The following is a 286-nucleotide window of genomic DNA, read 5'->3' on the forward strand; positions in this document are numbered from 1 at the left end:
GCGAAAAAACGGGGCATCAGCGGCGAACTGGACTGCATTCTCGTGGCGCGCGACCGGCAAGGGCGTACTTGCGATTTCGTCCCGGGGCGCGGGCCCGTCACGGTGGCGCAGTTGCAGCAGCATTTGTTACCCGTGCTGGACAAGGCCGTGCTGCTGGCGACCGATGCGGCGACAGCGTATCGGGAGTTTGCGAAAGATCATGGCATCGCGCACCGGGCCGTCAATCTGCGCCAGGGCGAGCGGGTGCTGGGGGAAATCCACGTCCAGAACGTGAACCGCTACCACG

Annotated in this window: 1 pseudogene; it reads left to right on the forward strand. The window is 65.0% G+C overall.

What is annotated here, in order from left to right:
* Positions 1-286 (forward strand): annotated as a pseudogene (locus GM672_RS28765) (IS1595 family transposase); the annotation flags it as partial.

This window comes from Pseudoduganella buxea, from assembly GCF_009720835.1.
Classification (GTDB): Bacteria; Pseudomonadota; Gammaproteobacteria; order Burkholderiales; family Burkholderiaceae_D; genus Rugamonas; species Rugamonas buxea.